This is a genomic window from Streptomyces sp. NPDC054849, assembly GCF_053610945.1.
Window position 1 is genome coordinate 1 of the sequence record NZ_JBSGZI010000196.1, and the last position, 1,640, is coordinate 1,640.

Genomic DNA, 1,640 nt, shown 5'->3' on the forward strand with positions numbered 1-1,640 from the left:
GCCGAGGGCGACGGCTGCGGCGAGGGCGGCGGTGGGTATGAGGCGTCGTACGTTCATGACATCCATTTTCATCAAAGATGGAAACGATTGTCAAAAACCCAGGTGAGAGGGCCGGGCGGGCAGTCGTGAAGGGGGATCCGATTTGAAAGGGGGGGTGCGGGCGCCGGTAACCTGAAGACTTCGCCGTTCGTCCTCGTAATGAAGAGAGCACCGTGGCCGCCGACAAGATCGACACCATCGTCAGCCTGAGCAAGCGCCGTGGCTTCGTTTTCCCTTGCAGTGAGATCTACGGCGGCTCCCGAGCTGCCTGGGATTACGGCCCGCTGGGTGTCGAGCTCAAGGAGAACATCAAGCGCCAGTGGTGGAAGGCGATGGTCACCGGGCGTGAGGACATCGTCGGCCTCGACTCGTCCGTGATCCTGGCCCCCGAGGTGTGGGTGGCCTCCGGTCACGTCGCGACCTTCTCGGACCCGCTGACCGAGTGCACCGCCTGCCACAAGCGCCACCGCGCCGACCACCTGGAAGAGGCGTACGAGGCCAAGCACGGCCGCCTGCCCGCCAACGGCCTGGCCGACATCAACTGTCCCCACTGCGGCGTGAAGGGCCAGTTCACCGAGCCCAAGCAGTTCTCGGGCATGCTGGAGACCCACCTCGGCCCGAGCCAGGACACCGCCTCCAAGGCGTACCTGCGCCCCGAGACCGCCCAGGGCATCTTCACCAACTTCGCCCAGGTGCAGACCACCTCGCGCAAGAAGCCCCCGTTCGGCATCGCGCAGATGGGCAAGTCCTTCCGGAACGAGATCACTCCGGGCAACTTCATCTTCCGCACGCGCGAGTTCGAGCAGATGGAGATGGAGTTCTTCGTCAAGCCGGGCGAGGACGAGCAGTGGCAGGAGTACTGGATGCAGGAGCGGTGGAACTGGTACCGCGACCTCGGCATCCGCGAGGAGAACATCCGCTGGTTCGACCACCCGAAGGAGAAGCTGTCCCACTACTCGAAGCGCACCGCCGACATCGAGTACCGCTTCAACTTCGGTGGCAACGAGTTCTCCGAGCTGGAGGGCATCGCCAACCGCACCGACTTCGACCTCAAGGCGCACTCCGCCGCCTCCGGCCAGGACCTCACCTACTTCGACCAGGAGGCCGGTGAGCGCTACACCCCGTACGTCATCGAGCCGGCGGCCGGTGTCAACCGCGCCATGCTCGCCTTCATGCTCGACGCGTACAACGAGGACGAGGCCCCGAACGCCAAGGGCGTCATGGAGAAGCGCACCGTGATGCGCCTCGACCCGCGCCTGGCCCCGATCAAGGTCGCCGTCCTGCCGCTGTCGCGCAACCCGCAGCTGTCGCCGAAGGCCAAGGGTCTCGCCGCCGACCTGCGCAAGAACTGGAACATCGAGTTCGACGACGCCGGCGCCATCGGCCGCCGCTACCGCCGCCAGGACGAGATCGGCACGCCGTTCTGCGTCACGGTCGACTTCGACACCCTGGACGACAACGCGGTGACCGTGCGCGAGCGCGACACCATGAAGCAGGAGCGCGTCTCCCTGGACCAGATCCAGACCTACCTCGGCAGCCGCCTGCTCGGCTGCTAGGTCCCGCCGTACGAAGACCGGTGGCCCGGTGCGCTGACTGCGCAC

Annotated in this window: 1 protein-coding gene; it reads left to right on the forward strand. The window is 66.0% G+C overall.

Annotated elements, in window-relative coordinates; all coding sequences use genetic code 11:
- Positions 1–212: 212 nt before the first annotated feature.
- On the forward strand, positions 213–1,595 hold the full coding sequence (locus tag ACWGIF_RS37835; protein WP_374773889.1) for a glycine--tRNA ligase: 1,383 nt from the start codon (positions 213–215) through the stop codon (positions 1,593–1,595).
- The last annotated feature ends 45 nt before the right edge of the window (positions 1,596–1,640 follow it).